General features: G+C 59.9%; 26 protein-coding genes. 14 read left to right on the plus strand and 12 right to left on the minus strand.

Annotation, left to right across the window (positions count from 1 at the left end):
- The first annotated feature begins 9 nt into the window (after positions 1-9).
- Genes IB246_RS04735 through IB246_RS04745 form a run of 3 tightly spaced genes read left to right on the plus strand, consistent with a single transcriptional unit; the run spans position 10 to position 2,602 of the window.
- A complete protein-coding gene (locus IB246_RS04735) occupies positions 10-1,083 on the plus strand; it encodes a COX15/CtaA family protein (RefSeq protein WP_008044694.1) in 1,074 nt (357 codons plus the stop codon).
- On the plus strand, positions 1,071-1,970 hold the full coding sequence (cyoE, locus tag IB246_RS04740) for a heme o synthase (RefSeq protein ID WP_008027686.1): 900 nt from the start codon (positions 1,071-1,073) through the stop codon (positions 1,968-1,970). Before IB246_RS04735 ends, cyoE begins: the two co-directional genes overlap by 13 nt.
- On the plus strand, positions 1,967-2,602 hold the full coding sequence (locus tag IB246_RS04745) for an SCO family protein (RefSeq protein WP_008027684.1): 636 nt from the start codon (positions 1,967-1,969) through the stop codon (positions 2,600-2,602). The genes cyoE and IB246_RS04745 overlap by 4 nt, the downstream gene beginning before the upstream one ends.
- 150 nt (positions 2,603-2,752) lie before the next feature.
- On the opposite strand, the gene IB246_RS04750 is transcribed toward IB246_RS04745, so the two are convergent.
- From IB246_RS04750 to zur, 7 genes are all read right to left on the minus strand, one after another.
- Positions 2,753-3,523: a MetQ/NlpA family ABC transporter substrate-binding protein gene (locus tag IB246_RS04750; protein ID WP_008044697.1), complete on the minus strand. Its 771-nt coding sequence runs from the start codon at positions 3,521-3,523 to the stop codon at positions 2,753-2,755.
- Positions 3,524-3,597: 74 nt separating this feature from the next.
- Entirely contained in the window at positions 3,598-4,272 is a 675-nt protein-coding gene (locus IB246_RS04755; protein ID WP_008027679.1) for a methionine ABC transporter permease, read from the minus strand.
- The gene (locus IB246_RS04760; protein ID WP_008027677.1) at positions 4,272-5,279 is read right to left on the minus strand and encodes a methionine ABC transporter ATP-binding protein; all 1,008 of its coding nucleotides are present in this window, start codon (positions 5,277-5,279) and stop codon (positions 4,272-4,274) included. Before IB246_RS04760 ends, IB246_RS04755 begins: the two co-directional genes overlap by 1 nt.
- A 210-nt stretch (positions 5,280-5,489) precedes the next feature.
- A complete protein-coding gene (locus tag IB246_RS04765; RefSeq protein ID WP_008027675.1) occupies positions 5,490-6,206 on the minus strand; it encodes a PA5502 family lipoprotein in 717 nt (238 codons plus the stop codon).
- A 37-nt stretch (positions 6,207-6,243) separates the two neighbouring features.
- Positions 6,244-7,032, minus strand: a complete 789-nt coding sequence (gene znuB, locus IB246_RS04770) for a zinc ABC transporter permease subunit ZnuB (protein ID WP_008027673.1) — start codon at positions 7,030-7,032, stop codon at positions 6,244-6,246.
- Entirely contained in the window at positions 7,025-7,810 is a 786-nt protein-coding gene (znuC, locus tag IB246_RS04775; RefSeq protein WP_008027671.1) for a zinc ABC transporter ATP-binding protein ZnuC, read from the minus strand. Before znuC ends, znuB begins: the two co-directional genes overlap by 8 nt.
- Positions 7,810-8,292 (minus strand): zinc uptake transcriptional repressor Zur, encoded by a 483-nt coding sequence (zur, locus tag IB246_RS04780; RefSeq protein WP_008027669.1) that lies wholly within the window; start codon positions 8,290-8,292, stop codon positions 7,810-7,812. The genes znuC and zur overlap by 1 nt, the downstream gene beginning before the upstream one ends.
- Positions 8,293-8,358: 66 nt before the next feature.
- On the opposite strand from zur, the gene IB246_RS04785 reads away from it, so the two are divergent.
- Entirely contained in the window at positions 8,359-9,279 is a 921-nt protein-coding gene (locus tag IB246_RS04785) for a zinc ABC transporter substrate-binding protein ZnuA (RefSeq protein ID WP_008044699.1), read from the plus strand.
- A 116-nt stretch (positions 9,280-9,395) separates the two neighbouring features.
- On the opposite strand, the gene IB246_RS04790 is transcribed toward IB246_RS04785, so the two are convergent.
- Positions 9,396-10,346, minus strand: coding sequence for a homoserine kinase (locus tag IB246_RS04790; protein WP_008044701.1), 951 nt, complete (start codon positions 10,344-10,346; stop codon positions 9,396-9,398).
- Positions 10,347-10,404: 58 nt separating this feature from the next.
- Positions 10,405-10,692 (minus strand): DUF2782 domain-containing protein, encoded by a 288-nt coding sequence (locus IB246_RS04795; RefSeq protein WP_008027663.1) that lies wholly within the window; start codon positions 10,690-10,692, stop codon positions 10,405-10,407.
- Positions 10,693-10,766: 74 nt separating this feature from the next.
- On the opposite strand from IB246_RS04795, the gene polA reads away from it, so the two are divergent.
- Positions 10,767-13,538 carry a DNA polymerase I gene (polA, locus tag IB246_RS04800; protein ID WP_008044702.1) on the plus strand — a complete coding sequence of 924 codons (2,772 nt, stop codon included), beginning with the start codon at positions 10,767-10,769 and terminating at the stop codon, positions 13,536-13,538.
- A 368-nt stretch (positions 13,539-13,906) separates the two neighbouring features.
- Here the strand turns inward: polA and yihA are convergent, their stop codons facing one another.
- Complete coding sequence (yihA, locus tag IB246_RS04805; RefSeq protein ID WP_008044703.1) at positions 13,907-14,551, minus strand: ribosome biogenesis GTP-binding protein YihA/YsxC; 645 nt, start codon at positions 14,549-14,551, stop codon at positions 13,907-13,909.
- Between the two features lie 191 nt (positions 14,552-14,742).
- On the opposite strand from yihA, the gene IB246_RS04810 reads away from it, so the two are divergent.
- The 7 genes from IB246_RS04810 (at position 14,743) to IB246_RS04840 (ending at position 22,078) form a co-directional block, all read left to right on the plus strand.
- Positions 14,743-15,033: a c-type cytochrome gene (locus IB246_RS04810; RefSeq protein ID WP_008027657.1), complete on the plus strand. Its 291-nt coding sequence runs from the start codon at positions 14,743-14,745 to the stop codon at positions 15,031-15,033.
- A gap of 46 nt (positions 15,034-15,079) precedes the next feature.
- On the plus strand, positions 15,080-15,709 hold the full coding sequence (locus IB246_RS04815; RefSeq protein WP_008044706.1) for a c-type cytochrome: 630 nt from the start codon (positions 15,080-15,082) through the stop codon (positions 15,707-15,709).
- Positions 15,710-15,908: 199 nt separating this feature from the next.
- Complete coding sequence (gene dsbA / locus IB246_RS04820) at positions 15,909-16,550, plus strand: thiol:disulfide interchange protein DsbA (protein ID WP_008044707.1); 642 nt, start codon at positions 15,909-15,911, stop codon at positions 16,548-16,550.
- A gap of 14 nt (positions 16,551-16,564) precedes the next feature.
- The gene (locus IB246_RS04825) at positions 16,565-17,443 is read left to right on the plus strand and encodes an endonuclease/exonuclease/phosphatase family protein (protein ID WP_008027651.1); all 879 of its coding nucleotides are present in this window, start codon (positions 16,565-16,567) and stop codon (positions 17,441-17,443) included.
- Entirely contained in the window at positions 17,440-19,503 is a 2,064-nt protein-coding gene (locus tag IB246_RS04830; protein WP_008044708.1) for a GGDEF domain-containing protein, read from the plus strand. The genes IB246_RS04825 and IB246_RS04830 overlap by 4 nt, the downstream gene beginning before the upstream one ends.
- A 102-nt stretch (positions 19,504-19,605) precedes the next feature.
- On the plus strand, positions 19,606-20,388 hold the full coding sequence (locus IB246_RS04835) for an N-acetylmuramoyl-L-alanine amidase (protein ID WP_008044709.1): 783 nt from the start codon (positions 19,606-19,608) through the stop codon (positions 20,386-20,388).
- A gap of 76 nt (positions 20,389-20,464) precedes the next feature.
- Positions 20,465-22,078, plus strand: coding sequence for an EAL domain-containing protein (locus IB246_RS04840; RefSeq protein ID WP_008044710.1), 1,614 nt, complete (start codon positions 20,465-20,467; stop codon positions 22,076-22,078).
- Positions 22,079-22,085: 7 nt separating this feature from the next.
- Here IB246_RS04840 and IB246_RS04845 read toward each other — a convergent pair whose 3' ends face one another.
- Complete coding sequence (locus tag IB246_RS04845; protein ID WP_008044711.1) at positions 22,086-23,876, minus strand: ATP-binding protein; 1,791 nt, start codon at positions 23,874-23,876, stop codon at positions 22,086-22,088.
- 10 nt (positions 23,877-23,886) lie between these two features.
- On the minus strand, positions 23,887-25,233 hold the full coding sequence (gene algB, locus IB246_RS04850; protein ID WP_008044712.1) for a sigma-54-dependent response regulator transcription factor AlgB: 1,347 nt from the start codon (positions 25,231-25,233) through the stop codon (positions 23,887-23,889).
- A gap of 437 nt (positions 25,234-25,670) precedes the next feature.
- On the opposite strand from algB, the gene IB246_RS04855 reads away from it, so the two are divergent.
- The gene (locus IB246_RS04855; RefSeq protein ID WP_008044713.1) at positions 25,671-25,958 is read left to right on the plus strand and encodes a hypothetical protein; all 288 of its coding nucleotides are present in this window, start codon (positions 25,671-25,673) and stop codon (positions 25,956-25,958) included.
- An 81-nt stretch (positions 25,959-26,039) separates the two neighbouring features.
- Positions 26,040-26,204 (plus strand): DUF1328 domain-containing protein, encoded by a 165-nt coding sequence (locus IB246_RS04860; protein ID WP_003177151.1) that lies wholly within the window; start codon positions 26,040-26,042, stop codon positions 26,202-26,204.
- The last annotated feature ends 571 nt before the right edge of the window (positions 26,205-26,775 follow it).

Genomic DNA, 26,775 nt, shown 5'->3' on the forward strand with positions numbered 1-26,775 from the left:
GGCATCGTCATGGCCAAACCTGGATTTCGCCTCGCGCTGTTTGCCACCTTGCTGGCACTGATTGTGGTGCTGCTCGGCGCCTACACCCGCCTGACCCACGCCGGTCTCGGCTGCCCGGACTGGCCGGGCTGCTACGGCTTTATCAGCGTGCCGAAAAGCGAAGCCCAGCTGGCGCATGCCGAACTGCACTTTCCCGATGCACCCGTCGAAGCGCACAAGGGCTGGAACGAGATGGTCCACCGTTACTTCGCCGGCACGCTGGGGCTGTTGATCTCGGTGCTGGCCGGTCGCGCGTGGGTGCATCGTCGTCATCCGGGGCAACCGGTGAAGCTGCCGTTGTTCCTGTTGGCGGTGGTGATTGCCCAAGCAGCGTTCGGCATGTGGACGGTGACGCTCAAGCTTTGGCCGCAAGTGGTGACGGGGCATTTGCTCGGTGGGTTCGCGACGTTGAGCCTGTTGTTTCTCCTGACCCTGCGCCTGTCCGGCGTGCTACCTGCACTGACCGTACCCCGGCGCTTGCAGTACTGGGCGACGGCCGGGTTGTTGCTGGTCATCCTGCAAATCGCCCTCGGCGGGTGGGTCAGCTCCAACTACGCGGCGGTGGCCTGCATCGACTTCCCGACCTGCCACGGGCAATGGCTGCCACCGGCGGACTTCGCCAACGGCTTTCACCTGACCCAGCACATCGGCCCCAATTACCTGGGCGGGCAGCTCGACAGCGATGCTCGCACGGCGATTCACCTGACTCACCGTATCGGCGCGCTGTTGGTGACAGTGGTGCTGCTCGGCCTCGCATGGCAACTGAAAGTCGTCGGCATGACGCGCCTGGCCGGGCTGGTGCTGATTGCCCTCGCCGCACAAATCACCCTCGGCATCAGCAACGTGCTGTTCCACCTGCCGCTGCGGGTGGCCGTCGCGCATAACGCCGGCGGTGCAGCGTTGCTGCTGACGATGGTGCTGGTCAATTATCACGCGCGAACCAGTCTGGTTCGGGTCAAGCAACCGACACGCTGGCGGTTCAGCCCGCGTAAACATTCAGCCGGGCCCATAACAATAAAAGGAGAGATGCCATGGCGACTCTGATCGGCGCACGTCACAACCAGGCGATCTGGCGTGACTACCTGGAGCTGACCAAGCCGAAAGTGGTGGTGCTGATGCTCATCACCTCGCTGGTCGGCATGTTCCTCGCGACCCGCGCCGGGGTGCCATGGACCGTGCTGGTGTTCGGCAATCTGGGGATCGCCTTGTGTGCCGGCGGTGCGGCGGCGGTGAATCATGTAGTGGACCGACGCATCGACGCGGTGATGGCCCGAACCCACAAACGCCCCTTGGCCGAAGGCCGGGTCTCACCGACGGCGGCGCTGACGTTCGCATTGGTGCTGGCGGTGCTGGGCCAGGCGTTGCTGCTGGCCTTCACCAACCCGCTGACCGCTTGGCTGACCCTCGCCTCCTTGCTCGGTTACGCGGTGGTCTACACCGGTTTCCTCAAACGCGCGACGCCGCAGAACATTGTCATCGGCGGCCTCGCCGGTGCCGCCCCGCCGCTGCTCGGCTGGACCGCCGCCACCGGCCACATCAGCGCCGAACCGTTGTTGCTGGTGCTGATCATCTTCGCCTGGACCCCGCCGCACTTCTGGGCGCTGGCGATTCACCGCAAAGAGGAATACGCCAAGGCCGACATTCCGATGCTGCCGGTAACCCACGGCGAGCACTACACCAAGATTCACATCCTGCTCTATACCTTCGCGCTGTTGGCCGTGAGCCTGATGCCGTATGTGATCCACATGAGCGGCATGCTTTACCTGATTTGTGCGTTGGGACTGGGCGCAAGGTTTCTGCAATGGGCCGTGGTGCTGTACCGTGGCACTCGACCGCACGCAGCGATCAACACGTTCAAGTACTCTATTTACTACTTGTTCCTGCTGTTTATCGCGCTGCTCGTAGACCACTACCTACTGTTGAACCTATGACTCGAACCCAGAAAACCGTCTTCATCCTTGTTGCCCTGATCGCACTGGTTCTGGGCCTGACCATCAATAAAGTGCTGTCCGGCAAAGGCCAGGGCGACCCGACCGCGTTGATCGACGCCGGGATCATCCTGTTGCCGCAAAGCCGTAACCTGCCGGACGTGACGATGACCGATCAGGACGGCAAACCGGTGGCGGTCAACGCGCTGAAAGACAAGTGGAGCCTGCTGTTCTTCGGCTACACCTTCTGCCCGGACATCTGCCCCACCACCCTCGCCCAACTGCGCCAGATCAAGAGCGAATTGCCGCCGGAGGCTGTGGATAAATTGCAGATCGTGCTGGTCAGCGTCGACCCGAACCGCGACACGCCAAAGCAGCTCAAGCAATACCTGGGCTACTTTGATCCGCAGTTCCAGGGCCTGACGGCGACGTCGGTGGAAGACATTCAGAAACTGGCCAACGCGGTGAGCATTCCGTTTATTCCGGCGGACACCAGCAAACCGAATTACACGGTTGATCACAGCGGCAACCTGGCGGTGATCGGGCCGGACGGGACACAGCGCGGGTTTATCCGGGCGCCGTTGAACAACGCGAAGCTGGTGGCGCAGTTGCCCGTAATGCTCAACCGTAAATAAACCCCACGTCCTTGTAGGAGCCAGGCTTGCCGGCGAAGGCGATCTCTCGGACGCCTTCGCCGGCAAGCCTGGCTCCTACAGGGGGCGTGTGTTTCGGGCAAAAAAAATGGGGCGCATTGAATGCGCCCCATTTTTCGTTACAGCGTCAGATCAGAACGCCGGCACCACAGCGCCTTTGTACTTCTCGAGGATGAAGGCTTTCACTTCCGGGCTGTGCAGCGCGGCAACCAGTTTCTTCATGTCTTCGCTGTCCTTGCCGTCCGGGCGGGCAACGAGGATGTTCACGTACGGCGAGTCGCTGCCTTCGATGACCAGAGCATCCTTGGCCGGATCGAGCTTGGCTTCCAGCGCATAGTTGGTGTTGATCAGCGCCAGGTCGACCTGGGTCAGCACGCGCGGGATGGTTGCGGCTTCCAGTTCGCGGAATTTCAGGTCCTTGGCGTTCTCGGTGATGTCCTTGACGGTCGACAGGATATTGTTCGAATCCTTCAACTTGATCAGGCCAGCCTTGGCCAGCAGCAGCAAAGCGCGGCCGCCGTTGGTGGCATCGTTCGGGATCACCACGGTGGCGCCGCCCGGCAGTTCGGTCAGTGCCTTGTACTTGCTGGAATAAGCGCCCAGCGGTTCCAGGTGCACACCGGCTACGGAAACCAGATTAGTGCCCTTGGCCTTGTTGAACTCATCGAGGTACGGCTGGTGCTGGAAGAAGTTGGCGTCCAGACGCTTTTCCGCCACTTGCACGTTCGGCTGAATGTAATCGGTGAAGACTTTGACCTTCAGGTCCACGCCTTCTTTGGCCAGGGCCGGTTTCACGAATTCGAGGATTTCTGCGTGCGGGACCGGGGTGGCCGCAACGGTCAGGGTGTCGGCGTGGGCAGAAAAGGCTGCAACGGCAGCGAACGCGACGAGTAGTTTTTTCATTCAGCTAACTCCTTGTGAATATCCGCTTGCGGCGCCTGTTTGCGGCGCCCGCCAGCGAAGGGCCTGCTCATAAATTATTTGCGCGAGAAGTGTACGACCAACTTGTCGCCAACCGTTTGCAGCACTTGAACCAACACCAGCAGCAACACCACCGTGACGACCATCACGTCAGTCTGGAAACGCTGGTATCCGAAACGGATCGCCAGGTCACCCAGACCACCGGCGCCAACCACACCGGCCATCGCCGTGTAGGACACCAGTGTAATAGCTGTCACCGTAATCGCCGCGAAGATGCCCGGGCGGGCTTCCGGCAGCAAGGCGTTGGTGATGATCTGACGTGTCGTCGCGCCCATGGCCTGGGTCGCTTCGATGATGCCGCGATCCACTTCACGCAAGGCGGTTTCCACCAGACGCGCGAAGAACGGCGTGGCACCGACCACCAGCGGCGGAATCGCACCGGCGACACCCAGCGAAGTGCCGGTGATCAACACGGTGAACGGGATCATCACAATCAGCAAAATGATGAAGGGCAATGAGCGCAGGATGTTCACCACCAGCGACAACATCGCGTATACGCCTTTGGCTTCCAGCAACTGACGCGGGCTGCAGAGAAACAACAGCACGCCCAGCGGCAGGCCCAGCAAAACGGTGAACAGCAGCGAACCGCCGAGCATCAGCAGGGTGTCGCCGGTGGCCAGCCAGATTTCGAACCAATCAATGTTGGCGAAAAACGTTGTCAGAGCTTCCATTAACGAAGCACCTCCATATGAACGTCAGCTGCGGTGAAGCGGGCAAACGCCGCCTCCATGTCGCCGCCGGTGACCGCCAGGGTCAGTTGCCCATAGGGGATGTCTTTGATGCGGTCGATACGACCGGCCAGAATGCTGTAGTCCACGCCCGTTTCCCGCGCGACGGTTCCCAGCAATGGCGCGTAGGTCGCTTCGCCCTGGAAGGTCAGACGCACGATACGGCCCGGCACGTGAGCAAAGTCGTCGCGCTGTTCGCTTTCGTCGATCTGCTCGTCTTCTTGCACGAAGCGTTTAGTAGTCGGGTGTTTCGGGTGCAGGAACACTTCAGCGACCGAACCTTGCTCGACGATCACACCAGCGTCCATCACGGCCACCTGGTCGCACACGCGACGGATCACATCCATCTCGTGGGTGATCAGGACAATGGTCAGTTTCAGCTCGCGATTGATCTCGGCCAGCAATTGCAGGACCGACGCCGTGGTCTGCGGGTCCAGTGCACTGGTGGCTTCATCGCACAGCAGGATTTTCGGCTTGGTCGCCAGTGCGCGGGCAATGCCGACACGCTGCTTCTGGCCGCCAGACAACTGCGCCGGGTACTTTTTGGCGTGGTCGGACAAACCTACCCGCGCCAGCAACTCGGCGACACGCTGGTCGATCTCGCCACGCGACAGTTCACCGGCGAGGGTCAGCGGCAGTGCGACGTTGTCGGCCACGGTCTTGGAAGCCAGCAAGTTGAAGTGCTGGAAAATCATCCCGACCTGCTGACGGAAGCGCCGCAAGCCGCTGGCGTCGAGCGCGGTGACTTCTTCGCCGTCGACGATGATCTTGCCGCCACTGGAGTTCTCCAGGCGATTGATCAGACGCAGCAGGGTACTTTTTCCCGCACCTGAATGACCGATCAGGCCGAAAACCTGACCGTTCTCAATCGACAGACTGGTCGGGTGCAGGGCGGGAATATCCTTACCGGCGACGCGGTAGGTTTTGTGGACGTTTTGAAACTCGATCACGTAGCGAACCTTGTGGGGCGCGTTGAATAAGGATCAGCGGTTAGCCGGGCGCGCATTTTAGCCTGTCCGTATAGAGGTTATTAGCATTTATTCCGCATTCAACCTTTCATTTGGCAATAACGAACGCGTGACGGACGCCTTCGTCGGCAAGCCGGTCTCGCTCCCACAGGGACAGCAACTCTGTGGGAGCGAGCCTGCTCGCGATGCTTTTTAGGGTTTACGCGGACTCAAGACCATCTGCGCCGGAACATTGCGCAGGATCTGCTTCTCCAGATTCAGGTCAAACCCCGAATCCAGCTTCTTTACCCGCTTGGTCAATAACGTCGCCAGCCACGGGTAGTCCTGCGTGCGCGGCGCCTGAATGCTCACGTCACATTGGTAATTCACCACATCGGCGGCGATCGCATCCAGTTGCCGACGAAGTTTGCTCATATCGGTGAGGTTCAACGCGACGGTGGTGCTTTCAGCGGTCGGATCAATCACTTTTGCCTGAGGTTTAGCCTCGGCCGCCAACAGCGCCGCTTCAGCTTTGTCGAGCTCTGCCTTGCGTGCGTTGACGATGGCGTTGTTGACCCCACCGGTCAACGCCGGCGCCTTGGGCATCAACGCCCGCGCACGGCTCAGTGCGGTCGCCGCAGCATTCACATCGCCTTTTTGCAGCACGATCTGGCTGCGTTGCAGATAGGCCTCGGCGAGTTGCCGTTGGTATTGCACAAGGGACGGGTCGTTTGGCGACTCAGCCTGCAAGGCAGCCAATTGATCTTCGGCAGTGGCCAGTTCGCTGCTGGCGAGGCTTTGCTCGAGCTGTGCGATGGCCGTGGCCCGCGCATCAGTGGCCTCGGTGGCCGCCGGTGGCGTGCTTTGGCATGCACCCAGTAGCAGCGAAAATGCGACAAGGAGCAGATAACGGGAGGCGAACGGCTTCATTCCTGCGACTCTCTATTTGCGCAAAAAACGAGCAAGTCTACACCCCTCGACGGGGCAGGACAAAACTCAGCAGAAACAGTGCGGCGGCCGTCACAACAATCGATGGGCCCGCCGGGGTGTCCTTGAACCAGGACAACGCCAACCCGCCACACACGGCGAGCATGCCCAGCAGGCTCGCGCCCAGCGCCATCTGTTCCGGCGACTTGGCGTGACGTTGTGCCGCAGCCGCAGGGATGATCAACAGCGACGTAATCAGCAACACACCGACGATTTTCATCGCCACCGCGATCACCACGGCGATCAGCAACATCAGGGTCAGGCGCAGCGCCGGTACGGGCAGACCTTCCACCCTCGCCAGCTCTTCATGCACCGTGATCGCCAGCAATGGCCGCCACAATGTCACCAGCAAGGCCATGACAGCGGCGCTGCCACCGAGAATCCAGGCCAGATCGGTCGGGCTGATCGCAAGCAAGTCGCCGAACAGATAGGCCATCAGGTCGATCCGCACTTCGTGCATGAAGCTTAGTACGACAAGGCCCAAAGAGAGCGTGCTCGGTGCGAGAATTCCCAAAAGCGTGTCGGACGCCAGCGGCTGACGCTGTTGCAACGTCACCAGCAACACGGCCAACAGCAAACAGCCGACGGTGACCGCCACCGTCGGACTGACATCCAGCAGGAAGCCCAACGCCACGCCGAGCAAGGCTGCGTGGGACAGGGTGTCGCCGAAATAGGCCATGCGCCGCCAGACCACGAACGAACCCAACGGGCCCGCCACCAGCGCCAGAGCCAGACCTGCAAGCAGGGCGTAGAGCAGAAAATCAGCCATGCTTGCAGCTATCTCCGTGAACGTGAGGTTGGGCCGACGGGGCCGCGCTGACGACCGAACCATGCAGATCATGCGCGTGGTCGTGATGGTGGTGATAAATCGCCAGGCTTTGTGCGTTCTTTCCGAACAGCTCGACGAAAGCGGGATCGCCGCTGACTTGCTCGGGATGGCCGGAACAGCAGACGTGACGGTTGAGGCAAACCACTTGATCGGTGGTGCTCATGACCAGATGCAAATCGTGGGAAACCATCAACACGCCGCAGCCGTGACGATCACGCAGTCGGGTGATCAGGCTGTACAGCTCGGCCTGCCCCGCCACGTCGACGCCCTGTACCGGCTCGTCGAGCACCAGCAATTCCGGCTCGCGCAATAGCGCCCGAGCCAGCAGCACGCGCTGCATTTCACCGCCGGAAACACTTTGCACCGGGCTGTCGATCACCTGTTCGGCACCGACCTCCTTGAGGGCCGCCAAGGCACGAGCACGGTCCACGCCGGGCACCAGACGCAGAAAGCGCAGCACCGACAGCGGCAGCGTCGGATCGACGTGAAGTTTTTGCGGCATGTAGCCAACGCGCAGTTTCGGCTTGCGCCACACGCTGCCGCTGTCCGGCTTCAACAGGCCGAGCACCGCCCGCACAAGGGTGGTCTTGCCGGCGCCATTGGGGCCGATCAGGGTGACGATCTGCCCCGGCTCGACGCTCAGCTCAATGTTATCCAGCACGCTTTGCCCGGCAAACGTGACGGCAACCTGCTCGAGGCGGATCAACGCGTTGCTCATCAAGCCCCCTGGCAACCCGAGCAGAGGCCGACCACTTCAACGGTCTGGCCTTCGACGACGAACCCGACATCCTTGGCGCTGGTGATGATCGCGTCGCTGATGGATTTTTGCTCAAGCTCGATGGCGGCATGGCATTCGCGGCAGATCAGGAACTGGCCCTGGTGCGCGTGTTCCGGGTGATTGCAGCCGACGAAGGCGTTCAGCGAGGAGATGCGGTGCACAAGGCCGTTTTCCAGCAGGAAATCCAGCGCGCGGTACACGGTCGGCGGCGCAGCGCGGCGGCCGTCCTGCTCGCTGAGTACCGCAAGAATGTCATAGGCACCCAGCGGTTTATGGCTTTGCCACACCAGTTCCAGCACCCGCCGACGCAAGGCCGTCAGGCGCAGGCCTTGCCGAGCGCACAGGGCATCGGCCTCAGACAGTGCGCTATGCACGCAATGAGAGTGGTCGTGGGGACGGCTGGCAATCGGTGTTTTAGGCATGAGCGGCGACGAGTTTTGTGAGAGACGTTATTATGTTACCCGTTCTCGCCTCTTTGAGTGGTCATCGTGTCCCGACTTTTTTCTATCTTTGTCGCATTTGTCGCCAGTTTTCTGTTGATCAGTTCTGCCCAGGCCGAAGTCAAAGTCCTCACCAGCATCAAGCCGCTGCAGCTGATTGCCGCTGCGGTGCAAGACGGTGTGGCGATTCCGGAAGTGCTGCTGCCACCGGGGGCTTCGCCGCATAACTATGCGTTGCGCCCGTCCGACGTACGGAAGGTGCAATCGGTGGACCTGGTTTACTGGATCGGACCGGACATGGAAGGTTTCCTGCCTCGCGTGCTGAACGGTCGTACGCTGCCGAGCGTTGCCGTGCAGGATCTGCCGGGGTTGAAATTGCGTCGTTTCGCCGAAGACAGTCACTCCCACGCCGAAGAAGCCGACGAGCATGATCACGATCACCGTCCGGGCAGCCTGGATGCGCATTTGTGGTTATCGCCGATCAACGCTCGCGTGATCGCGACGAAAATGGCCGCTGATTTGAGCGCTGCCGATCCGGCCAACGCAGCGCGCTATCAGAGCAATCTGAAGGCGTTCGATGAACGTCTCGACGCGCTGGACCTGCGCTTGAAGGCACGACTGGCGGGCATCGCGGGCAAACCGTACTTTGTGTTCCATGAAGCGTTCGACTACTTCGAAGAGGCTTACGGTCTGAAGCACGCGGGCGTATTCAGCGTCGCCGCCGAAGTCCAGCCGGGTGCCCAGCACGTGTCGGCAATGCGCACGCGGTTGCAGGAAGTGGGCAAGACCTGTGTGTTCAGCGAGCCGCCGCTGCGGCCGCGACTGGCGGAAACACTGGTGGCGGGTTTGCCGGTGAAACTGGCGGAGCTGGATGCTTTGGGCGGGTACACGCCGGCGACTGCTCAGGGGTATGAGCAGGTGCTGGAGAAGTTGGGGAATGATTTGGCGGGGTGTCTGGAGTCGTTGTAATTCCAGAATTGCGGCGCCCCATTCGCGGGCAAGCCTCGCTCCTACGGAGTTTGTGCCGTTCGCAGATATTGTGAACGACACAAATCCTGTAGGAGCGAGGCTTGCCCGCGAAGCTTTTAGAGGGCGAAAGGTAGCGGGGTGTTGACCTTCTGCCGCTGCGCCAACCGCAACTGAAACTCCATCGGATCGTGAATCAACACGTCCTGCCCGGCGAAAGACTCCGCGGCAATCAACCGCGACAGCCAGAATCGCACACACGCCACGCGCAGCATGGTCGGCCACAACTCCGCCTCGGCAGCAGTGAACGGTCGCAATGCCGCATACGCCCCCAGCAACGCCCGCGCCCGCGGTCCGTCAATCAGACCGTCGTCATCCGAACACCAGTCATTCAAGGCAATCGCCACGTCGTAGAGCATCGGCCCCGAGCACGCGTTGTAGAAGTCGATCAACCCGGTCAGGTGCGTGCCTTCGAACATCGCGTTATCGCGGAACAGGTCTGCGTGGATGTTGGCCCGTGGCAACGCCAGAATTTTCTCTTTTTGCTGCGTGATTTCATCCAGCGCCCGTTGCAGCAGATCACTCTGCTCGGCATTCAGGTGCGACAGCAGTTGCGTGCCCTCTTCCAGCATCCAGTCCAGGCCGCGATCGGTTTTGCGCTTGATCATGTTGGCCTGGGTCGCCAGGTGCAGATGACCGAGCAAATCGCCCACCTGAGCGCAATGTTGCGCGTTGGCTTCCTTGATGTGCTTGCCCGCCAGACGCGGTTGCAGCAGCGCAGGCTTGCCGGCCAGCTCGCGCAGGGCGACACCATCGGTGGTGCGCAAGGCGTAAGGCACCGGCAGGTTGGCTTCATGCAGCACGTCCAGCAGCTCGATGAAGAACGGCATCTCCTGAACCGGACCGCGCTCGACCAGGGTCAGGACAAATTCGCCCTGCTCCAGGCTGATAAAGAAGTTGGTGTTTTCGCTACCGGCAGCAATCCCCTGAAAATCAAGCAGGCGGCCGAGCCCGTAAGGGGCAAGAAAGGTTTCCAGCTCAGGCCGAGCCAGCGGGGTGAACACAGACATGTTTTAACTGCCAGTACGGGCGCCGCAAATGGCGGCACCGATTAAAATTAAGGACGACTTACCACTTAAATATTTCCCACGCCGGGATCAGCATATCCGGGTAGTCCGAGCGAATGAAGTTACCTTCCGAGCCATCCGCGCGCACCAGGAAATAAGGTTTGCCACCTTTCGGCGTGACCTTGATGGCATACAGAAAACCATTTTGCCGATATTCCTGAATGGTTTTATCCCCTTCCGTGCGGATCGTGACATCCGGGTCTGGCGAAGGTGCGTCATCCGCCGCCATCACGGCCAATGGTGCAATTGCAAACAAGCCAGCCAGCAACAGGCGATTTAGTGTGCGCATGATAACCTTGTCCCTTTGTCGTCAACGGTCCCGCTATTCTAGCGCCGGACCCGCCGAAAAGGTTGATCCTGCTCATGAGCCAAGCCCCCCTCGTCCTGGTGGACGGTTCTTCTTACCTGTACCGCGCCTTTCACGCCCTGCCGCCGCTGACCACTTCCAAAGGTCTGCCGACCGGAGCGGTCAAAGGCGTGCTGAACATGCTCAAGAGTCTGCGCAAGCAGTACCCGGACAGTCCGTTCGCCGTGGTGTTCGACGCCAAGGGTGGGACGTTTCGCGATGACATGTACGCCGAATACAAGGCCAATCGCCCGAGCATGCCCGACGACATGCGCGTACAGATCGAGCCGTTGCACCAAAGCGTGATCGCGCTGGGCTTCCCGCTGCTGTGCGTCGAAGGCGTCGAGGCCGATGACGTGATCGGCACGCTGGCCCGCAGCAGCGCAGCGGCCGACCGCCCGGTGATCATCTCCACCGGCGACAAGGACATGGCGCAACTGGTCGACGGCCACATTACCTTGGTCAACACCATGACCGGTAGCAGCATGGACGTGGAGGGCGTGAAGGAGAAATTCGGCGTCGCTCCCGAGCAGATCATCGATTATCTGGCATTGATGGGCGATTCTTCCGACAACATTCCGGGCGTTCCGGGCATTGGTCCGAAGACGGCTTCCGGCCTGCTCGTAGGTGTAAACGGCGGCCTGACCGAGTTGTATGCACAGCTCGACATCGTCCCGACCCTGCCGATTCGCGGTGCGAAAACCCTGCCGGCCAAGCTCGAAGAGCACAAGGAGATGGCCTTCCTCTCCTATCAGCTGGCGACGATCAAGATCGACGTGCCGCTGGACATCGGCCTTGATGACCTGCAAATGGGCAAGCCGGATCACGACAAGCTCGCCGAGCTCTACACCCTGCTCGAGTTCAAAAGCTGGTTTGAAGAAAACCAGCGCGACGCCAAGCGCTCCGGTCAGGAAGTCACCGCGCCGGTGGCTGAGGAAGCCGCCGTCGAGAGCGAACTCAAATACACCACGATCCTCACCCAGGCCGATTTCGACCTGTGGCTGAAGAAGCTCAACGACGCCAAGCTGATCGCCTTCGATACCGAAACCACCGGCATCGATGCGCAGCAGGCGCAACTGGTCGGCCTGTCGTTCGCCGTACAGGCCAACGAAGCGGCCTACATTCCACTGACCCATTCCTACATGGGCGTACCGGATCAACTGGATCGCGACACCGTGCTGCGCGCACTGAAACCGATCCTGGAAGACCCGAACAAACTCAAGGTCGGCCAGCACGCCAAGTTCGACATGAACATCCTGGCCAACTGCGCCATCGGTGGCGATCAGAGCTGCGGCATCAGCGTGCAAGGCATCGCCTTCGACACCATGCTCGAATCCTACGTACTGGACTCGACCGCGACCCGCCACGACATGGACAGCCTGGCGCTCAAGTACCTGAATCACACCACCACCAGCTTCCAGGACATCGCCGGCAAAGGCGCCAAGCAGCTGACCTTTGACCAGATCTCCCTGGAACTGGCCGGACCGTACGCCGCCGAAGACGCCGACGTGACGCTGCGCCTGCATCAAACCCTGCAGGAAAAGCTCAACGCGATTCCGAGCCTGAGCAAAGTCCTGAGCGACATCGAAATGCCGCTGGTGCCGGTGCTCGCACGGATCGAGCGTCAGGGCGCGCTGGTCGACGCCAACCTGCTGGGCATCCAGAGCGTGGAACTGGGCGAGAAGATGGTCGCGCTGGAGCGTGAGGCGTTTGCCATCGCCGGTGAGGAATTCAACCTCGGCTCGCCGAAGCAATTGGGCGTGATCCTGTACGAAAAACTCGGCTTGCCGATCCTCAGCAAAACCGCCAAGGGTCAGGCGTCCACTGCCGAAGCGGTGCTGGCGGAACTGGCCGAGCAGGATTACCCGCTGCCCAAAGTGCTGATGCAGTACCGCTCGATGAGCAAACTGAAAAGCACCTACACCGACCGCCTGCCGGAGCAAATCAACCCGCGCACCGGGCGGATTCACACGTCTTATCATCAGGCTGTCGCGGCGACTGGCCGCTTGTCGTCCAGCGATCCAAACCTGCAGAACATTCCGATCCGCACCGCCGAAGGTCGGCGGATCCGTCAGGCGTTCGTGGCGCCCAAAGGCTACAAGCTGCTGGCCGCCGACTACTCGCAAATCGAACTGCGCATCATGGCTCACCTGGCCAAGGACGAAGGTTTGCTGCACGCCTTCCGCAATGACCTGGACGTGCACAAAGCCACGGCCGCCGAGGTTTTCGGCGTCGAGCTGGCAGAGGTCACCACTGATCAGCGTCGTAGCGCCAAAGCCATCAACTTCGGTTTGATCTACGGCATGAGCGCGTTTGGCCTGGCCAAGCAGATCGGCGTGGACCGCAAACAGTCCCAGGCGTACATCGACCGCTATTTCGCCCGCTACCCAGGCGTCCTGGAATACATGGAGCGCACCCGCGCCCAGGCGGCCGAGCAAGGTTTTGTCGAGACCATCTTCGGTCGTCGTCTGTACCTGCCGGAAATCAACGCGAAAAACCCGGCCCTGCGCAAAGGCGCCGAACGCACGGCGATCAACGCACCGATGCAAGGCACTGCGGCAGACATCATCAAAAAAGCCATGGTGGCTGTGGATAACTGGCTGACGTCGTCAGGCCTCGACGCCAAAGTCATCCTGCAGGTGCACGATGAATTGGTGCTTGAGGTGCGTGAAGACCTGGTCGATCAGGTTCGTGAGGAAATTCGCGTGCACATGAGCGACGCTGCGAAGCTGGATGTACCGCTTCTGGTCGAGGTGGGTGTGGGAAATAACTGGGATGAGGCTCACTGATCCACTGTAGGAGCGAGCCTGCTAGCGATGAGCTGACAAGCAACGCGTTCATTCAGGATGAACGCGTTATCGTTAACGACCATCGCGAGCAGGCTCGCTCCTACAGGGTATTTCGCTGCGGCATAGTGTCGCGATGAAGGGGCTTATTTCTGATAGCGAGCCAGCTTATTTCAAATGGTTTTGGAAACACCGGAACTAAACCTGTGAAGCGCCACTCAGAGTTACTGAATGGCTGGTGAAGCCCTTCGATGCTCCTATGTTGTGTTAAGTGTTGGCAGATAATCTGGACCCCGCCCTAGCGGTCCGGAACTTGAACCCCGGAACTTCCCCCTCCCCATAAGAAGTCCGGGGTTTTTTTTGCCTGCGATTTATTGCTCGACGGGTTCAGCGCCCTTGTCCGCCAGCTCCATCCAGCCTGCCAGTACTGTGTAGGCCTCTTCCAGACCGAGGCGTTTTGGCGCCGAGAACAGCTGAATGGTGATCGCATCGCCCCAGCCTTTGCGGATATCCGACTGCACCTTGAGCAGGACGTTCTTCGCTGCGCCGTAGGTCAATTTGTCCGCTTTGGTCAGCAAAATGTGCATCGGCATGCCGCTGGCCACGGCCCAATCAAGCATCAACAGGTCGAAGTCGGTCATTGGATGACGGATGTCCATCATCAGAATCAGACCTTTCAAACTCTCGCGACCACCCAGATAAGCTTCCAGGTGACGCTGCCAGTGCAGCTTCAACGGGATAGGTACTTTCGCGTAACCGTACCCCGGCAGGTCGACCAGACGCCGATCATCGTCTAGCTTGAAGAAGTTCAAGAGTTGCGTGCGACCCGGGGTTTTCGAGGTCCGCGCCAGGCTGGCATGCGTCAGGGTGTTCAAAGCGCTGGATTTACCGGCGTTAGAACGCCCGGCGAAGGCCACTTCAAAGCCTTCGTCGTCGGGACATTGGTCGACTTTGGCAGCGCTGAGCATGAAGGTGGACTGTTGGCACAGGCCGAGGATGGGGTTCTTGAGTTGCATGGGATTTCCGATGTGGGCGGCGCCGGGAATGGACGCGGCAAGCGGTGTCGTTTCCGTTTCAGTGACGCCAGTATATAATGCCGCAGATTTTGTGTGCGCTTTGTCCCAGCGTAGGATGAAGTTCACGAGAGCGATTGACCTTGATTGCGCATTAGAACGCAGAACGCTCTCAACCCTGAAAAGGTCGTTTTATGACGAAATGGCTGCTAGCTGCCGGTGTCTTGATACCGCTTTACAGCGCTCAGGCTACACAGGATCCGGAAGCTGTGTACAACCGTGTTTGTGGTGCCTGTCATTCCGGCCAACTACCCATGGCGCCCAAAAAGGGCGATCAGGAAGCTTGGACGCCGAGGTTGGCGAAAGGTATGGAGACGCTGGTGCAACACGTGACCCAGGGTTTCAAGGCGATGCCGCCGCGTGGTTTGTGCATGGACTGCAGTGCCGAGGATTACCAAGTCATCATCCAGTGGATGAGCGAGTGATCCCGGTCCATAACTCTTTAACCCTTAGCCGTAGTTGGATTAGCTGATGAACAAATTGATCGTGAGTCTGCTGTTGACCGTGGGCATCTCCGGCATGGCCCATGCTGCAGGTGAGGCAGTACAACCGGGTGATGCAAAAGCCGGTCAGGCCAAAGCCGCCGTATGTGGCGCCTGCCACGGCCCGGATGGCAACAGCATGGCGCCAAACTTTCCAAAACTGGCGGGGCAAGGTGAACGCTACCTGACCAAGCAATTGCACGACATCAAGTCGGGCAAGCGCACCGTTCTGGAAATGACTGGCCTGCTGACCAACCTGAGCGATCAGGACCTGGCTGATATCTCCGCCTACTTCGCCAGTCAGAAAGGCAGCGTTGGCGCCGCCGACCCGAAAGTCGTGGCTCGCGGTGAAGCACTGTTCCGTGGTGGCGACCTGGCCAAGGGCCTTCCATCCTGCACCGGTTGCCACTCGCCAAATGGCGCGGGCAATGCCGCCGCCGGTTTCCCGCACCTGGGTGGCCAGCACGCTCAATACGTCGCCAAGCAACTGACCGATTTCCGCAAGGAAGAAGGCGGTCGCAACAACGACGGCGACACCAAAACCATGCAGACCATTGCCAAAAAGCTGAGCGACGAAGACATCGCAGCGGTGTCCAGCTACATTCAAGGCCTGCACTAAGACGGCGAAGCGGGCGCCGCGCGGGATGTACATCTCCTGCAACGTTAACGCTCTATTAATCCGTCGCAGCAAGTATAAAAAGGGTGGCTCAGGCCGCCCTTTTTTGTGCCTGCTGCCGTTACACTACAGAACTCAAGCCCGCCATGACCTGTCTGAAAACAGGTCGCGCGAGGCGACCCAAATTGTCCAGGAGTAAAGCATGCGTAATCTGATCATCAGCGCCGCACTCGTCGCTGCCAGCCTGTTCGGCATGACTGCCCAAGCCGCCGAAGCCCCCGCCGCCCCTTATGTCGAACTGAGCAATCCGGTTCCGGTTGCAGTGCCTGGCAAGATCGAAGTGGTGGAGCTGTTCTGGTACGGCTGCCCGCATTGCTACGCGTTCGAGCCAGTGATCAATCCTTGGGTCGAGAAGCTGCCGTCCGACGTGAATTTCGTGCGTATTCCTGCAATGTTCGGCGGCCCGTGGGACGCACACGGCCAGATGTTCCTGACCCTGGAAGCCATGGGCGTCGAGAGCAAGGTTCACGCTGCGGTGTTCAACGCGATTCAGAAAGAACACAAAAAGCTGACCGATAAAAACGAAATGGCCGACTTCCTGGCGACTCAAGGCGTAGATAAGGACAAGTTCCTGGCGACCTTCGATTCCTTCGCCATTAAAGGCCAAATCAACAAAGCCAAAGAACTGGCCAAGAAATATGAAATCTCCGGCGTTCCAACCATGATCGTCAACGGCAAGTATCGCTTTGACGTGGGCTCTGCCGGCGGCGCCGAGCAAGCGCTGCAACTGGCCGACAAGCTGGTTGACCAAGAGCGAGCGACTATCAAGGCTGTTGCCCACTAAGCGCGAGGCCTGCCATGCGCCGCTGGGGTACTGAACGCGTCGTTGGCCTGCATGATCCGCAGGTCAACGAGCATCACCTGGAATCGACGGGCCTGCCCGCAGACAGCCGTCTGCGCTTGCTCAGCTTCAATATCCAGGTGGGTATCAGTACCGAGCGGTATCGGCATTACCTGACCCGGGGCTGGCAACACCTGTTGCCGCACACCGGGCGTGCCGACAATCTGCAAAAGATCGGCAATCTGCTGGGCGACTTCGATCTGGTTGCACTGCAGGAAGCCGATGGCGGCAGCCTGCGATCCGGCTACGTCAATCAAGTGGAACACCTGGCGCAACTCGGCGCCTTCCCCTACTGGTATCAACAACTCAATCGCAACCTCGGTCGTCTCGGCCAGCACAGCAATGGCGTGCTCAGCCGCCTGCGCCCATGGGCGATTGAAGATCACCCGCTGCCGGGGCCCAAAGGTCGCGGGGCGATCCTGGTGCGCTTCGGCGAAGGTCCGGAATCGCTGGTGGTGGTCATGATGCATCTGGCGCTGGGCGCACGCACCCGCAGCATGCAACTGGCTTACATCCGCGAGTTGATTGGCGGCTATAAACACCAGGTGCTGATGGGTGACATGAACACTCATGCCAGTGATCTGCTGCAAAACTCCCCGTTGCGCGACCTCGGCCTGCTGGCGCCGCAACTGGAAGCGACCTTCCCCAGCTGGCGCCCGCAGCGCTGCCTGGACCACATTCTGCTGAGCCCGACCCTGACGCTGGAAAAGGTCGAAGTGCTGGCTCAACCCATTTCCGATCACCTGCCGGTCGCGGTAGAAATTCGTCTGCCGGGTTCGCTCACGGCCGATGCATTCCCCGCGTTGAGTCCTGCCCCTCGCGGAACCCCTGAATGAGCGACGAAGCACAGCGCTGGAAAGAGAAATACCTCAAAAGCATCGAACAACAGGAAAAACTCGAGCGTCGCTGGGACGCCCGGCTCGACTTGCTGCGTCGGGGGTTGGTGCGCAGTACGCTGGCGGCCGAGGGCACTGACCGCGCTGTTGACCAGTGCATGAAAGAAATGCGCGAGGTCATCCGCACCAATGACATGGATGCGGGCCTGGCGGCGCTGCTTCCGCGACTGGAAAAAGCCGTACTCGACTCCGAACAGCGTCGTGAAACCCGAGTCAATCAGACCAGTGCCGCGCTGACCTCGCTGGTTGCGCAACTGCAAACGTTGCCGTTGCCCCGGGAAGTGAGCCGGCCACTCAAGAACTTTGCCAAAACCCTGGACGGACGCGTCAGCCAGGCGCGCGAGATCCCGTTGCTGCTCAGCGAACTGAGCGGCCTGCAAGGCAAAGCCTTGAATCAGCTGGAGACCCCGACAGAACCCGGTCGTCCGGGCTTGCTGCAACGACTGTTCGGCAGTCGTGAAGCGGATGAAGCCACTCCGGAAGCTGCGGCTCCGCAGGCCCAGGCGTCCGCTCCAGCGCCTGTAGAAGCCATTGTTGCTTTGCCTGCCGAGTCGCCGCGAGTCGCCGTCGAATCCGCGCCAGTCGCCGCTGAGCCACCAGTAACCGCGCCTGACACGCCCGTGGCCGCCCCCGAGCCGCCGGCGATCGAGACGCCGACAGACACCCCGCCGCCTGCCGTCGTGGCGTTTGTCCCGCCAGTTGTTGAGCCTCAGCCAGCGCCCGAGGTGGAAATACCGGCCCAGCCGCAGGCTCAACAACCGGAACAACCCGCACCCGCCGCGATGACACCGGTTGTCGAGGCTCAACCGCCTGGCAATCCCGACGAACTCACCCCGGTGGTGCCTCTCGACAGCCTGCCCCTGCCCTCGGCCGTGGCCCAGGCGCTGGCCGCCGTCGATCCGGAACAACCTGAACACGATATTCTCTACGCCCTTCCGGACTCGCCCGAGCCGTCCTACAGCTCGGTGGCCAAGCACATCGAAGACACGCTACTGGGCCTGCTCGACGACCTGTCGCTCCCCGAACGTCATCGCCCACAAGCCGAAGCGATGCGTGATCGCCTGCAAAACGGTTTGAATTGGTACGAACTGCTGCCGATCCTCGACGATCTGGCAACTTTGATGTTGGCGATCAACAACAGCGGACAGCACGAGTTCGAAGTTTATTTACAGCAACTCAACGAACGCCTCGAGTCGTTCCAGAGCAACTTGCAAGCCGCCAGCGATGGCCATGCCGACAACCAATCTGCCGCACGGCAAATGGACACGCAGATCCGCGAACAAGTCGATGGCTTGCAGAGCAGCATGCAGGAAGCCGCCGACCTGGACGACCTCAAGCATGTGCTGGAGAACCACCTCGAAGGCCTGTTGGGCACCATGGACCAACACCAGAAGCAGCGCGACGAACGCGAACAGGAAGTGGCCGCCCGCCTGAAAGGCCTGGCCGAACGGGTGGCGCACATGGAGCAGGAAGCCCAGGGTTATCGCGAACATCTCGAAGAGCAGCGCCAGAAAGCCTTGATCGACCCGCTGACCGGGCTGCCGAACCGGGCGGCCTGGAGCGAGCGTCTCGACCACGAAATCCATCAGTGGCAGCAGCACGGCAACACCCTTCTGCTGGCCATGCTCGACCTCGACCATTTCAAACGCATCAACGATAACTATGGTCATCTGGCGGGCGACAAAGTGCTGAAAATCATCGCCACGGTGTTGCGCAAGCGCCTGCGCGGGACAGATTTCATTGCACGCTTTGGCGGAGAAGAATTTGTCCTGTTAATGCCCGGCACAGTGCCGGCCGTCGGCGCAAAGCTGTTGGAAAGCTTGCGAGCGGCGGTAGAAGCCTGCCCGTTCCATTTCAAAAGCGAGCCGGTGACCATCACCATTTCCATGGGACTGACAGCGTTCAAACCCGGCGAACACAGCGATCTGGTGCTTAAAAGAGCCGATCAGGCGCTGTATCGCGCAAAACATGCCGGGCGTAACCGAGTGGAACTGGGCTGACAGCCAATTGTTCCATTTTGTTTAAAAGCTCGCGCCGACCATTCTCGCGCAAGGCAGTACGTTACACTGTTGCATTACTGTCTTGCGCGTACTGTCTCTACCATGAAATTTCTCACCCTCTTCGTGTCGCTGATCCTGTTGGCCGGCTGTGCCAGCGGACCTCGGTTCGACACCAGCCATCCTTCGGCCAATCACGACAGCCGCGTTCAATTCGTGGTGGTGCATTACACCTCGGCATCGCTGGAACGCTCGTTGCAGCTGCTGACCCACGGCGAAGTCAGCAGCCATTACCTGATCGGCGACGACAAAAACGCCACTATCTATAAGTTGATGGACGAAAACCAACGGGCATGGCACGCCGGAGAGAGTGAGTGGCAGGGTCGGACCTGGCTGAATTCCAGCTCCATCGGCATTGAAATCGTCAACCCAGGATTCAAGGAACTCCCGACCGGAGGGCGTTACTGGTATCCCTACAGCGAAGCTCAGGTCCAGTCCTTGATCGTCTTGCTAAAAGACATCAGCAAACGTCACGCCATCAACCCTCACAGCATTATCGGCCATAGCGACATCGCGCCATTCCGCAAGCTGGACCCGGGGCCGCTTTTCCCCTGGAAGCGCCTGGCCGCCGAAGGCCTTGGTGTTTGGCCAGACGAGCAGGCCGTGGCGCGGCAACAAGTGCAGTTCGACTCGAAACTGCCGAGCGTCAGCTGGTTTCAGGCACAGTTGGCCCGCCTCGGTTACGCCACGCCGCAAACCGGCGAGCTGGATGTGGCAACGCGTCACGTGATCGGCGCCTTTCAAATGCATTTCCGGCCGTCGCGCTTCGACGGCATGCCGGATGCGCAGACAGCTGCACTTCTCCAGGTGTTGAATCAGACAAAATAATGACGCCCGCCCGACGGTGCGGGCTTTTTCCCAATCAGCAGCTATAACTCATTGGTAATTCTTCGGATATTCCCATATGCCTGCTGCTCGAGAGACGCTTCGTAGCTGGTTCTATCGCCCATGGTTTTTGGCGATGCTGGCGGCCGCCCTGAGCAGCGTGTTGCTATTGGCGCTCAGCCTGTTCGTGGCCATTCATCAGATTGAGCAAAACGAAAGTCTGGAAATGAACGCGCAAGGCGAACGATTTCTTTCGCGCCTGGAGCAGTTGTTCGGGCAACTGCGCGAAGGCCTTGATGATCTGGAGGCCCAACCGCTGCGAACCTGCGACAAAGACATGATCGCCACTTTGCAGCAGGTCACCTTCAATTACCGCTTCGTTTACGAGGCCGCGTATATGGATGCCTCGAAGATCTGCTCCAACCGACCGAGCCAGGAAGGACTGTCGCTGACACGAGCACCGGACATTCAAGACCCCACTTACAGTTATTGGCTGAACACCACCACCGAACCTGATGAAAACCGCGCCGCGCTCATGCTCGGACGGGGCAACTTCCGAGTCGCGACCTCTCGCGGACATTTGACCGACATGGTCGACCTGTCGCCGGGCAGCAGTCTTTTGGTGATACTCGACAACGGCACCCGCGCGATTCCGGTGCTGGGCTCCCCGCAAGCCTGGCCACCGACCGTGCCTTGGCCACCGAAAAGCAGCGAAGCCTTGCAAGTCACCCCGACTCGCTTGATTTACCTCATGCCGACCAAAAGCCCCGAATACCAATTGGTGCTGATCACCCCGCGCACCGCCGTGAATGTGCCCACCGCCTGGTGGTGGCTGGTGCCGGCCAGCCTGGCATTGGGAATACTGGTGGGCTTCATGGTGTTTCTGCTGGTGCGTCAGCGGCAGTCGCTGGACGCCGAATTGACCGGTGCGATACGACGTGGCGAGTTGCAGGTGTTGTATCAACCGATCTTCGACCTCGACAGCCGCAACTGCGTCGGAGCCGAAGCCTTGCTGCGCTGGCGCCGGCCGGATGGCACCCTGACCAGCCCCGACCTGTTCATTCCGATGGCGGAGAACACCGGGCAGATCCGGCAGATGACCGACTTCGTCCTGCAACGCCTGCTGGAGCAATTGGGGCAGTTGTTGCGGGCCAATCCGCAGCTGTACATCTCGGTCAACCTCGCAGCGTGCGATGTCATGGTGCCGCGAATCGGTCAGGTGATGGCGCGCCTGCTGACCTTGCACCGGGTCGCGGCCAAGCAGATTGCCTTTGAGGTGACCGAGCGGGGATTGATTGACGTGGTGGTGGCCCGGGAAAACCTGCAGGCCTTGCGCGATGTCGGGCATCAGGTGTTGATCGATGACTTTGGCACCGGCTATTGCAGCCTCGCCTATCTGCAAACCCTGCCGGTGGACTGCCTGAAAATCGACAAGGCGTTCATCGATGCGCTGGGGCATGACGCCGCCAGCAGTGGCGTGGCGCCGCATATCATTCACATGGCCCAGTCGCTGCACTTGAAGGTGATTGCCGAAGGCATCGAACATGAAGCCCAGGCCGCATTCTTGAGCAGTGAAGGGGTGAAGTTCGGTCAGGGCTGGTTGTTCGCCCATGCATTGAGCGCCGTACAGTTCATCGAGCTGATTACCCGGGGTCGGCGACTGGCCGGCCGACGCCTGGATGACGAAGCGTAAACGCGCGTTAAACCGCCAACGCCATGTAGAACTGCGTGCCCTGCCCCGGCCGCGAATAAACCCCCATCCGCCCACCGTGCAACTGCACGATTTCCTTGCACAACGCCAGGCCGAGCCCCGCGCCACCCTTCTTGCGCCCGACCTGCACAAAAGGCTCGAAGATTCGCCCCTGCTGGCCGTAGGCGATGCCCTCGCCATTGTCCTCGACGCTGATGATCACCCGCTCCCCATGACGCCGCGCCTGCAAGCGTATCTGGCCGTCAGGGCCGGTATGGCGCAAGGCGTTGTCGATCAGGTTGTCGAGCACACGGTCCAGTTGCGGTTGATCGGCCTGCAACCACGGTAACGGACCTTGCACCTCCACCAGCAGGTTGATGCCCTTCTCTTGCGCTGTATCAGCGAACCGCGACCGGGCCCGCTCGAGCAGCTCCTCGATGGAACACGGCGCCAGCGAGAGTTTCTGCAGACCGTTCTGGTAGCGGGAGAAGTTCAGCAAGTCGTTGATCAGTTGCATCAAACGCTGCATCTCTTCATTGACGGTGTCCAGCAGGTCCGCTTCTCGCGAGTCCTGCGCAAAGTGCGTGCGCTCCCGAAACAGGCCGAATGCCATGTGCATCCCGGTGACCGGCGTTCGCAGCTCATGAGACGCACGCAACACAAACTCGCTGCGCACTCGCTCGAAAGCACGCTGCTCGGTGACGTCATGCAACACCATTACCGCGCCCAGAATCTGGGCCTGGGTATGACTGACCGGCGTCAGGCTGTACGTGAGCAACCGCGACTCGCCATCGACCTCGATACTCAGGTCCTCCGGCGCCCGCTCCAACGTGCCGCCACGCAGCACCAGTTGCAGCTGTTGATCCAGCTCGGGGCGTTCGAGCGCGGCACCCAGCCCCTGACCAAGACGATCGGTGTCCCAACCCAACTGGCGCTGCGCCACCGGGTTGAGGTGTTCCAGATGGCCGTCGCGGTCGATCATCAGCAGCCCGTCATCAATGCTGTCGAGCACCGCCTGCAAACGCTGCTGGCCGGCGAGCAATTCGTCGATATTAGTGGCCTGATGCTGACGCAAAGCCTCGGCCATGATCCCGAAACGCTTGGTCAGCAGATTCATTTCCACTGCCGAGGAAATCGGCAGGGTTACCTCGAAATTGCCTTGGCCGATGTTATCGGCGGCCTGGGCCAACGCCTCGATCGGTTCACCGAAACGACGTGCGATCGCATGAGCAGTGATGAAACCGATGATCAGCACCGCCAACCCGACCAGACCGAGCAGGCCGGCAATCAGCAGCGCTCGCTCCCGCGCCTGACGTTGCGTTTCATTGATGGTATCCAGCGCTCGCTTTTGCTCGGTAATCAGCCCGTTGCGCAACACGTTGAGTTTTTCGGCGAGGTCTTCGTTGCCACTCAGTACATGGGACGGATCGTGTGCCTGGTCCAGCGCCTGAAGAAACCGCAGGTAATCGTCCTTGGCCTGCCTGAAACCGTGTTGGCCGCTCTCTTGATTCTGCTCATGGGCGATGCCTTCATCCACCAACTGAAGATAATGCAGCCTGGACGTTTCAAACGCCGCTGGATCCGATTTTTCGCCCAGCATGAGGATCAGTTGATCGCCCAGGGTCTGGCGCATCTTCAGGCCCAGGTCCAGGGTGACGAAATTGTTGCGAATCAGCGCTTCCTGGGTTCCCGCCATCTGCATCACGCTGACCAGACCGAGCAAAAGCCCCAGCAGCGCCACGGTGATCAAGGCGGAAATACTCAGAAAAAGCCGAGTACGCAACTTCATCGCCAGTTTCATCGCGCAGGGCTCACAAGTTGTACTGCTTGCGTTTGCGGTAGAGCGTCGAAGCGTCGATGCCGAGCGTCTTGGCGGCCTGATCCAGGGTGTCGGCGGTGGCGAGGACCGCACCGATGTGGGCCTTCTCCAGTTCATCCAGGCTCAGCGCAGCGCCGATGCGTGGCGCATTGTTGACGGGGGTTTCGGCCATGCCCAAGTGGCTGATTTCAACCCGTTCCTGTGGACAAATAATGCTTGCTCGCTCGACCACGTTGCGCAGCTCGCGGATGTTCCCGGGCCAGCGATAGCTGAGCAGCGCTTCACGGGCTTCTTCACTGAAAACCCGCGCCGGACGCGCGTATTCCTTGACGAACCGGGCCAGAAAACGCTCAGCCAGGTTCAGAATATCTTCCCGCCGTTCGCGCAGCGGTGGCAGGTGCAAGGTGATGACGTTCAGGCGATAGAGCAAATCTTCACGGAAGCGGCCGTCGCGGACCATGTCTTCAAGATTGAGGTTGGTCGCCGCGAGGATGCGCACATCGGCGCGGCGGGTGACCGGATCGCCGACGCGTTCATATTCTTTGTCCTGGATGAAACGCAGTAATTTAGGCTGCAACGTCAGGGGAAAATCGCCGATCTCGTCGAGAAACAGCGTTCCGCCGTCAGCCTGGTTCACTCGCCCGAGCGTGCTTTCACTGGCGCCGGTGAACGCGCCACGGCTGTGACCGAACAGCTCGCTTTCCATCAGTTCGGCGGTCAGCGATGGGCAGTTGATGGTGACGCAGGATTTTTTCGCACGCTTGCTCCAGCCGTGAATGGCCTGGGACAGTTCACCCTTGCCGGTACCGGACTCGCCGAGGATCAGGATGTTGGCATCCGTGCTGGCCACCTGGCGGGCGGTTTCAAGCACCACTTTCATCGCCGGGCTGTGGGAATCCAGACCGTCCTTGGGTTTGCGCACTTCACCTTCCAGCGCCTCCAGACGGGCCGACAGTTGCCGCACTTCCAGTTGCTTGGCGGTGGCAAGGCGCAATTGATCGGGGCTGCACGGCTTGACCAGATAATCAGCGGCGCCGGCCTGAATGGCATCCACCGCGGTGTCCACAGCCGAATGTGCGGTGACAATCACCACGCGCATCCACGGCGCCTGAATGCGCATCTGCGCCAACACGTCGAGGCCATTGTCCTCGCCGAGGCGCAAATCGAGGAAGCACAGGTCGAACACCTGGCGTTGCAGCAGCGCATCGGCCTGCGCCGCGCTGGTGGCGGTAGCGACGCTGTAGCCTTCATCTTCGAGGCAGTATCGGAACGTTCGCAGGATGGCGGATTCGTCATCCACCAGCAGAATGCGGCCTTGATGCTCAGTGGCTGATTCCATTTTCCTACGCTCCTTAAAGAATGATCTTGGTTTAGTCCCGGAATAATCGGGCAAGTTGCATGGTTGATTCTGGTCGATTCCGGCTACAGCAGGGTAGCTCGCCCCTCACCCTACGGCTAATCACCTGATTTTGTTGTTTTTTTATCAGATAGCCGGTTTTCAGTTGATTCCCCATCTTTCCTTGTGACATCCGCGCCCTCCCCGCAATTCAAAAAAAATGAAAGTTCCTACAAATCCATCGTGCATTACGCACGACTGTGGAAGAGCCATCGTGCAGGATGCGTCCGGCATGAATTTCATAGAAATCATAACTAGCTGATTTTATTGATATTTATCGTCGTTAAAAGCTGGCATGCAGGCTGCAACAACCTGATTAACCAGGGCATTCAGAAACGAGGCCCATAACAAGATCACTACAGAGTGGGAGGAGCTTCAGGATGAATCGCCAACGTGCCGCCCAATTGCGTATCTCGCCACTGCATATCCAGCAAGGCCTGTTTGCTGTTCTGGCGCTTTTGATCACCTTGATCGGCGGCCAGCAGTTTCAGCGTTGGGAGCAGAGCCAGCAGCAAGAAGCGCCACGCGTGTCGATTCAGCATCCGACCCAAACCCACTTCAGCGCCGTCAGCAGCAGCTTCGCTGACAGCGCCCCGACGCGAATGATGGATGTCGACCAGGCTCAGCCTGCGGACGAGCTGACACGTCAGGAGCGTTGGGTGTTCTAGACACACGAACTTGGCGCGCTCGCGGCGCCGGGAAACGCACCACAAGTAGCCTCTCTAAATAGAAGCGTAAGGAGAATCACCATGTTGAGCTGGGCAATCACATTCTTGATCATTGCCATCATCGCTGCAGTACTGGGCTTCGGTGGTATCGCGGGCACCGCCACGGGTATCGCCAAGATTCTCTTTGTCGTGTTCCTGGTGATGTTCATTGCTTCGTTCTTCTTTGGCCGTCGCGGTCGAGGTTGAAGATGAGCGTTTCACCCAAAACGTTGGCAGCCGCCCTGCTCCGGGGCGGCAGTGCCATCGCGATGGCGGCCAGGCACGGCGAAGAAAACAACTGAAGAATGATCCGGGCTGGTACCGAATTTGTCACACGAAAGAAGCAACATTGCTTCTCTCCAATGCGCTACCTGAGGAAGGTAGACGCATGACCAAGGGGTCGGGACGTTCTGCCTGTTTCAGGGGCGGAGTGACCTACGGGTACAGGGAGTACCTGCGAAAGGGCCGGGTCAGGAAAAAGCTGCGACGCAAGTTCGTCGTCCCTCCGTGGCTCGACGGGCTTGCGAAGAGCTTGCGCGCAACGCTTTGAAATAGAGCGATCCATCCGGTTTCGCTGTTCCAACCTCTCATTCGCACGACTATTCACCGGAAAATACTTTTCCCGGTGTTTCTTTCGTGACCGTACATCGAGAAAAAACCGCCTTATTTTGCAGCGATTTCTCACCTCTGATTGTCGGATTTTTCTGAAATCCCCCTCCCGCACCACTGATCAAAAAACACCCAGCCTGCCCGGAGATGGCCGGTTCACGGCACATAT

The sequence above is a fragment of the Pseudomonas sp. PDM01 genome (assembly GCF_014852325.1).
Lineage (GTDB): Bacteria > Pseudomonadota > Gammaproteobacteria > Pseudomonadales > Pseudomonadaceae > Aquipseudomonas > Aquipseudomonas migulae.